We start from the raw sequence: 8,133 nt of genomic DNA on the forward strand, positions 1-8,133 counted from the left end.
TCCTCGATGACTGAAGGACCACGCATACTGCATCTCTATACCCTCAAATTTCCGCAAGGGAGCCACGAGGCATTCCTTCGGCCCGAGTTGCCTTTTCTTGCAGAGAGCTTCGATCAAGTGCGCATCATTCCCTGGACGCGGACCCAGGAAGTCATCTTCGGTCTGCCTGAGAATGTAAGTGTCCATTTTACCGATTCACAAACTTCGAGTAAAAAATCAATTAAATCAGTCATACATCTGGTATTTAGAGAGATAAGAAAATTATCCTACTTGAAAAGCATGCGCTATCAGATGGCCAATGCACGTCAATTGACAGCCCGGGCCTCAGCTCTTGAGACCAGTGGTATGCTCCAAGATGATGCCTTGCACTATAGCTATTGGATGGGTGAGTGGGCCACCGTACTAGGGTTGCTCGCTCAGGAGAAGCGTATCTCTGGATATGTCACCCGGGTTCATGGCTATGATCTATATGATGAGCGCCACACCTTGGGCTATCAGCCCTATCGCGCTATCCAGAAACAGGGGCTGAAGAAGATCTATCCCATCTCTGAACTGGGTAAAGGGTATATCGCATCTCGGATGACCGGAGTACCCTTGGAAACACACTATCTAGGTACCGTGGATCACGGTCCGGGACCCCTGCCTACGGACGAGACGCTCCGAGTGGTCTCTGTCGCCCGCTTGGTGCCACTGAAACGTATTCGCGAGATGATCACCATACTTGCTCTATGCCAACGTCCGGTGCACTGGACCCACATCGGTGGCGGTCCGGAAGAAGAGCTTCTGAGAACAGAAACGAATGGTCTGGGTAAACATATCCAGGTCTCCATCCGGGGAGATATGGATCACGATGCGATCATGCATGAGTACAGCCAGAAACCCTATCACCTTCTCATCAGCCTGAGCAGTAGCGAGGGGCTACCTGTGAGTATGATGGAGGCCATGAGCTTCGGTATCCCTGTGTTGAGCACGGATGTTGGGGGAGTACATGAAATGGTGACCGAGAGCACAGGAGTGCTTGTAGACAGGGAGCTCGATCATGCGCAGATCGCCTCGATCCTGGATGACTGGATACTGACCGGGCTGGCCAGACCGGCATTCAGAGAAGGCGTGCGTCAGGCTTGGAAGGAGCGATTCTCAGCCGATAGGAATTATCCACGCTTTATAGAGGACATTCTCTCTCTGGAATGGAGTTGAAGAGCTTACTCATTTATCTTTGCCCGTCTTTGCTGAAAAGCCTCAGATTTCGTCCAAATGGATTATAGGATACAACGTACCATCGAGGATCTCGTCTCACTCAATGCGGATTGCTATTGCGAACTCGGTCCGGGTACCGGAGGGGTCATATCTCTGGGCCTCAAAGAGAAAGGGCAGAACATCATCACGGTAGAAGCTCCATGGGCCAAGGAGGCCAATAAAGCATGGGCTGCGGAGAACGATGTGAAGATGTACCTCTTCGAATTCTTCACTGGGGATTTCGACAGTATCGAGGAGGAAGTGGATTGTTTCTTCCTGGCGCATGCCATTGCTCATTTCCGCTTCTCACCTTATATCTTCTTCGAGAAGATCTACAATAAACTTCCATCCGGTGGCTATTTCTACCTCTCCACGGTAAATGGGAGTTCTTTCGACAATGTGTTGAAACTATTCCGCGGTCAGCCTGTCACCGGGAAGGTGACGCAACATCTCGACCCTGGATTTGTAGAGGTCGCCAAGGACTTCAACCGCACCGATATGCGTCAGATATGGGACGATTGGATGCACGTGAAGGAATATACCATGCCCGAGTTGGAGGAGATGTTCACCAATCTCGGATTTGAGATACACTATAAAGAACACCGCAAGTTGTTCTCCCACTGGAAACGGAATCTGGCCATCAAACTTTTCCCTCATCTGGCCGATGAACTGGTCATCATCGGTCGTAAACCTTGATCATGCAATCATTCAAGAAGATATTGGTCCTTGCTCCTCATCCCGATGATGGAGAATTCGGTGCCGGAGCAAGTATCCATCGCTGGGTGTCTGCTGGGGCTGAAGTACGCTATGTGGCATTCTCACCCTGTCTGAAATCCCTTCCCGAAGGCAGTACCTCAGATCTACTAGGTGGCGAGTTGAAAGAGGCTGTTCAAAAGCTTGGTATGTCAGAAGGTCAGGCCCGACTGTTGGATTATCCGGTCCGGGAATTTCCAGCGCATCGACAGGCTATCCTCGAGGATCTGGTCCAGATGAGAAAGGACTTCCGGCCCGATCTTGTATTGGTGCCCAATTCCACCGATATCCATCAGGACCATCAGGTGATCCATGAGGAGGCCATCCGCGCTTTCAAGCACTGCTCCATCTTGGGCTATGAGCTACCGTGGAATAACATGAGTGTCACAACGAACTATCATGTGGCGCTCGATGAAGAGAATGTTCAGGCCAAATTGGATGCCCTTCACTGCTACCGTTCTCAAGAGAAGCGCATCTATCTGGCCGATGGTTTTCTCCACGGTCTGGCTCGGGTAAGAGGAGTACAGGTAGGACATCATTTGGCAGAGGCCTTCGAGGTCATCCGATTGGTACAATGATTGCGGCCTCTATCCTTGGCGCAGATAATCGCTTTTCCATGATGCAATTCACACGACATATCGGTCATTTTGACCGTATCCAACGCTTGCTACCATGAGCTGGATCCAAGAAGATATCGACTTGGACATCGTCAATGGTCTGTCCAAGGGAATGGTCAAGCATCTGGACATCGTCTTCACCGATCTGGACGACACAGGTCTGACCGCACGCATGCCGGTTGTTGAGGAGACACAGCAACCCTTTGGGATTCTCCACGGTGGAGCCACTGCTGCATTGGCAGAGACTGTGGGCAGCTTTGCTTCCTATCTATTGGTGCGCCACGATAAGAAGACCAGCGTAGGGATGGAGATCAATGCACAGCATCTACGTTCGGTGCGGAATGGATTCGTACATGCCAAGGCGCTACCCGTACATCTAGGGCGTAAGATCCATGTCTGGGACATTCGGGTCACAGACGACAGCGAGAGATTGGTGGCCATCTGTAAACTGACCAATATGATCATCGATACCTCTGAGAATGGATAATCGCGAGAAGCTCATACAACTCGAGCGTAGCAATCTTCCTTTCTGCGCTTTTGCCTTACCTGATAGCAGTGATGTGGTGGTGATGGTACAAGGAGATGAGGACTTCGAGTCGGAGAAACCCGAGGGAATGGTCATGGCTCCGTATGAAGAATCCGAGGATTGTCCGACCATCTATATCCGTCCTGATTTTCTCGGGACCATGGATGAACTCAATCTGAGTCAGTTCGACTATGTCCATTTCGAGGATAGCGGCTATCTGGTAGAGAACATGCAACCTGCTTGGCGCGAAGGCTATCTGGATACCTGTGAACAGCTCATCGACAGATTACAAGCAGGCGAAGCCGAGAAGGTCGTGCTCAGTGTGATGGACCCCAGGCCTTACAATGCCATCTATACCGATCTATTCCTCAAAGCGGTCAAGGATTATCCCAAAGCATTTGTATACCTGCTGCACGCTCCAGGCACTTTTACAGGAATGGGAGCCAGCCCTGAAGTACTCTTGGAACGTCAAGGAGCGCAGTGCCGCACCATGTCATTGGCCGGTACCAAAAAGAAAGAAGGAGAGGAGTGGACCGTCAAGGAGAGAGAAGAACAGGAGATCGTGACGCGATACATACTCGAGCAGCTCGATCAAGGGCAGGTCTCCGATCTCCAATATTCCGAGCCCTATGACGAAGAGGCCGGACCACTGGTCCATCTGAGGAGCGATATCCTATTCCAGACCGAACGCAGCGATCGTGAGATACTCGATCTGCTTCATCCCACACCGGCCGTTTGTGGGCAGCCCTTGGAAGCGGCCAAGCGTCTTATCTCCGAGTTGGAAGAACATGACAGACGGTACTATACGGGGTACATCGGCTTTGCAGGAGCCCAGGTCTCGCGTTATTTCGTCAACCTCCGTTGTATGGAGAAAAAAGATTATTACGCCATCTGCTACGCAGGGGGAGGAGTCACCTCTTCCTCTGACCCTGTGGATGAATGGCAGGAAGTCATCAATAAACTAGAGGTGATGGGAAGATTCATACCTACATATCATGATTGAACGGATCATCATCAGCTCACTCATCTTCCTAGCTCTGGATGCCTATGTATTCAAAGCCCTGCTGCCCTATGCGCAGATGCTGAACAATCCGGCCCGATGGATCAGTATGCTGGCCTACTGGCTCATCAGTGTGGGAGCGATTGCTTTTCTCTTTTACGGGATGAGCATCTTCCGTCAGACACGCAATGAGTCACATATCGCTCAGTATGCCTTGGCTCTCTTCTTCGTGTTCTTCATTCCCAAGATCGCCATCGCACTCTTCCACCTGGTGGATGACCTGTTCAATCTGGCAGGAACCACCTTCACCAAACTGAGCAGTGGAGATACAGACTGGTCAAGGAGAAGATTCATCACTCAGACGGGCTTAGGTATAGGTGCATTGCTATTTGGAGGAGCACTTTATGGAGTCACCAAGGGTAAGTTCCGCTGGAGAGTGCTCAGCCACGATATTCCTTCCAAGATCCTTCCCAAGGCCTTCGATGGCTTCAAGGTGGTACAGATCAGCGATGCCCACTTGGGAAGTTTCCTACGGAATTATCGTCCCATCGAGTATATGGTGGAGATGATCAACGATCTCGAACCCGACCTGATCCTCTTCACGGGAGACATGGTCAACGAGCATGCACAAGAGGCCAAGGGCTGGGAGCAGGTACTTGGGCGTTTGAAGGCCAAGCATGGAAAGTACAGCGTTTACGGCAATCACGATTACGGCCACTATGGTCCGTGGGATGAGGCTGAAGCTCTGCAAAGCCAGTTGATGCTGAAGGAGATCCAGAATGAAATGGGCTTCCAGATGCTGGAGAACGAGAATGTGACCATCGAGAAGGACGGTGAGACCGTAAAGCTACTCGGTGTCCATAATTGGGGTAAGAGTCCTCACTTCCCCAAGATCGGAGACTTGGATGAAGCCTTGACTGGAGTCTCGGATAATGAGTTCTCCATATTGATGAGCCATGATCCTACGCACTTCGAAGAGAAGATCATGGGCAAGGTACCTATCGACCTCACCCTGAGCGGACATACCCACGGGATGCAGATGGGAATCGAGATCCCAGCATTGGGTATCAAATACAGTCCTATCAAGCACCTGTACAAGCGTTGGGGTGGATTGTATGACGAGCAGGGTCAATTCCTCCACGTCAATCGGGGAATGGGCGTACTCGGATTTCCCGGGCGTATCGGTATGTGGCCTGAGATCAGTCTACTTACCTTGAGAAGCGCTTGAAATGGCCAACTATGATTTCATACCTGGAGAAGAAGTCTCCTTTCTCAACGAACCCGGTAAGGCCAAGGTGATCCGTGTCCAAGAAGATGGGAATGTGCTCATAGAGACCGAAGAGGGTTTTGAGATGAGCTATCCCGCCTCCGTGCTGGTACCCCGATTCGATCTCAGGGAAGAACGGCCCGAACCCGAACCCATCGTACAAGGACCCATCATGGAAATGGAAGGTTTCAGTGTGGGTATGCGAGTGCACGTGCTGGACCAGACAGAGACGGCTATGATCATCGGATTTCCAGATCAAGGTAAAGCCGAACTGGAATTCGAAGACCTCTTTGTCAAGACCTTTCCCATATCTCAACTCGTTCGCACCGATACGGAGCAACGCAAACGCATTGATGAGAGTATTGAAGAAGTCTCTCTACAGGATATCGGAGAAGATGTCAAACGGAGAAATCCACAGAAGAGCCTCAAGCAGCGCAAGGATCATGGTGTATGGGAAGTGGACCTCCATATTCAAGAGCTCATCGACAACAGTCACGGGATGATGAAGCATGAGATCGTGTCGCTCCAGCTGGACCATTTCGACCGCAAGCTGAATGCGGCCATAGAGCGGGGTCTATCCAAGGTGATATTCATCCACGGGCGGGGAGAAGGTAGATTGCGCAATGCCATCCGTGAAATTCTCAAGCGCTATCCCAACTGCGAATTCCTGGATGCGGATTATCAGCGTTATGGTGTGGGTGCTACCGAGGTGCGCATCAAGTACCGCCCTAGGCCTGAGGAGGACTGATTTATTCAGCCTTCGTATTCGTGAAAGACGATATCCATCGTTTCCAATTCATCGAGGATCGGATCATAGAGTTCAGGCATGATAGGTAGATGCACACCCTTCAGCTCCAATCGATCCTCAAGCATCAATTTTACAGCAATTCCGATGGGCAGGCCTACGGTGCGGGACATCCCGGTGAAGGTCTGGTCCTTGCCGATGGATATCATATGTGAGTGGATCGCCTTCTTCTCACCATTCAAGACATACTCGAAGTAGTGATACATAGCGATCATGTCCTTGTCCTCCGGTCTCAATTTCCACTTCTCTTCGAGCAATTGCTGTAGGATCTGAGCTGGGCTGGCCTTTTTCAGTCCGATCTGGCGCTGCTCGAATATGCCCAGCCACTCCAGTTTTTTCATGATCTCACCGTGACGGTCGAGGTGCAGGTAGTCGCATAGTTTCTGCTCCACGGGTGTGACCACCTCATAACTCAGATAAGTATTGATGAAATCCCGGTAGGTCATCTGTTCGGAATCCTCCAGCGTATAGGTATCGTCCGTCATTCCGAGCTGCACGAATACATCCCAAGCTGCAGAGAATCCCTTTCTACGCAGTGTACCGCGATAGATGGTCGGTATATCCTCTAGTCCATAGATCGAGCGGTACTTGAGCGAGTCGCGGTTGGCATAGCCCTCGAATTCTCCGTGCCCCTCGATATGTATCGATTCCGTACGACTGAAAAGACGGTGATAGGGGATGTACTTGTACCTGCCGTTCCGGATGAACTGCACAGCACCTCCTTGGCCTGCTAGCACCACATTACGCGGATTCCAAGTGAACTTGTAGTTCCAGGGATTGTCATCGCTCTCCGGGGCAATCAATCCACCTGTGAATGATTTGAAAGATGTCAATTCAGCCCCTTGCGCTTGTATGCGATCGATGATACGCATGGCACTCATATGATCGATTCCCGGGTCGAGTCCCATCTCATTGAGAATGAGGATTCCCTTTTTCTTGGCTTCTTCATCGAGTGCTTTGATCTCCGGGGTGATATAGCTGGGCGTGATCACAGGGATACCCAGTTCCAAGCAATCCTTGACCACCTCTATGTGGAATCGGGCGGGTAGCATGGAGACCACCACATCGTGTCCGGGAAGGTTTGTTTTTCGTGACCCAGCATCGAGTGCATCGAATGAGACCGCTTCAGCCTGCGGCATATCGGCACAGCGTTCTTGGGCCAAGCTCAGGTCGCGGTCCGCAACTGTGATGTGCCAATCTGCATGTTCAGCCTGTTCACAGAGATAGGCGATGAGTGCGCTGCTCGACCGACCGGCCCCGATTATGAGGACCTTTTTCTTTCCTTCCATAGGCGGCTAAAATACCCCTTGCAAGGAGCTATGCAATGCCCGATGTCCATCGCTTTTTAACAGTATCTTGCCCAAATGATGAAGGCACTTTCTTGCATAGAAAATCTAGAGAAAGAGCGAGTATGATATCCGTGTAATCTATCTATGGAGCATCCACACTATCCCCACTTATTCAGTCCCTTGAAAGTCGCTCATGTGACGCTGCGCAACCGAGTGCTCATGGGAAGTATGCACACCGGATTGGAAGAAGAGAAAGGCGGCTTCCAGCGCATGGCCCGATTCTATGCTGAACGTTCAGCTGGTGAGGCCGGACTCATTGTCACAGGAGGTATCGCTCCCAACCGAGCAGGCTGGGTGGCCCCTTTCGGAGCCAAGTTGAGTAACAGCCGTGAGGCCAAGAAGCACCGTATAATCACCGATGCGGTGCATGATCATGGAGGGCTGATCTGCATGCAGATCCTGCATACCGGGAGGTATGCCTACCACCCCTTCGCGGTGGCACCCTCCAAGCTGCGAAGTCCTATTACCCCCTTTACACCCAAAGCACTGTCTGAGCGGGGCATCGAGAAGACCATCAGGGACTTTGTCAAAAGCGCTAGACTGGCCCAAGAGGCCGGTTCTCATGGGGTGGAGATCATGG

9 protein-coding genes are annotated in these 8,133 nt (G+C 51.3%); 8 read left to right on the plus strand and 1 reads right to left on the minus strand.

What is annotated here, in order from left to right:
* Positions 1-279 precede the first annotated feature (279 nt).
* From HKN79_08350 to HKN79_08380, 7 genes are all read left to right on the plus strand, one after another.
* On the plus strand, positions 280-1,197 hold the full coding sequence (locus HKN79_08350; protein ID NNC83574.1) for a glycosyltransferase: 918 nt from the start codon (positions 280-282) through the stop codon (positions 1,195-1,197).
* A gap of 57 nt (positions 1,198-1,254) precedes the next feature.
* Positions 1,255-1,932: a class I SAM-dependent methyltransferase gene (locus HKN79_08355; GenBank protein ID NNC83575.1), complete on the plus strand. Its 678-nt coding sequence runs from the start codon at positions 1,255-1,257 to the stop codon at positions 1,930-1,932.
* Between the two features lie 2 nt (positions 1,933-1,934).
* Positions 1,935-2,567, plus strand: coding sequence for a PIG-L family deacetylase (locus HKN79_08360; GenBank protein ID NNC83576.1), 633 nt, complete (start codon positions 1,935-1,937; stop codon positions 2,565-2,567).
* Positions 2,568-2,670: 103 nt separating this feature from the next.
* Positions 2,671-3,093 (plus strand): hotdog fold thioesterase, encoded by a 423-nt coding sequence (locus tag HKN79_08365; protein ID NNC83577.1) that lies wholly within the window; start codon positions 2,671-2,673, stop codon positions 3,091-3,093.
* On the plus strand, positions 3,086-4,135 hold the full coding sequence (locus HKN79_08370) for a chorismate-binding protein (GenBank protein ID NNC83578.1): 1,050 nt from the start codon (positions 3,086-3,088) through the stop codon (positions 4,133-4,135). Before HKN79_08365 ends, HKN79_08370 begins: the two co-directional genes overlap by 8 nt.
* Positions 4,128-5,360, plus strand: a complete 1,233-nt coding sequence (locus HKN79_08375) for a metallophosphoesterase (protein NNC83579.1) — start codon at positions 4,128-4,130, stop codon at positions 5,358-5,360. The genes HKN79_08370 and HKN79_08375 overlap by 8 nt, the downstream gene beginning before the upstream one ends.
* A 1-nt stretch (position 5,361) precedes the next feature.
* Positions 5,362-6,147 (plus strand): hypothetical protein, encoded by a 786-nt coding sequence (locus tag HKN79_08380; protein ID NNC83580.1) that lies wholly within the window; start codon positions 5,362-5,364, stop codon positions 6,145-6,147.
* A 5-nt stretch (positions 6,148-6,152) separates the two neighbouring features.
* Here HKN79_08380 and HKN79_08385 read toward each other — a convergent pair whose 3' ends face one another.
* Positions 6,153-7,493, minus strand: coding sequence for a saccharopine dehydrogenase (locus HKN79_08385; protein NNC83581.1), 1,341 nt, complete (start codon positions 7,491-7,493; stop codon positions 6,153-6,155).
* 144 nt (positions 7,494-7,637) lie between these two features.
* Here HKN79_08385 and fadH point away from each other — a divergent pair.
* The coding region (gene fadH / locus HKN79_08390; protein ID NNC83582.1) for an NADPH-dependent 2,4-dienoyl-CoA reductase at positions 7,638-8,133 on the plus strand (496 nt) is incomplete at its 3' end.

Source organism: Flavobacteriales bacterium, assembly GCA_013001705.1.
Classification (GTDB): Bacteria; Bacteroidota; Bacteroidia; order Flavobacteriales_D; family JABDKJ01; genus JABDLZ01.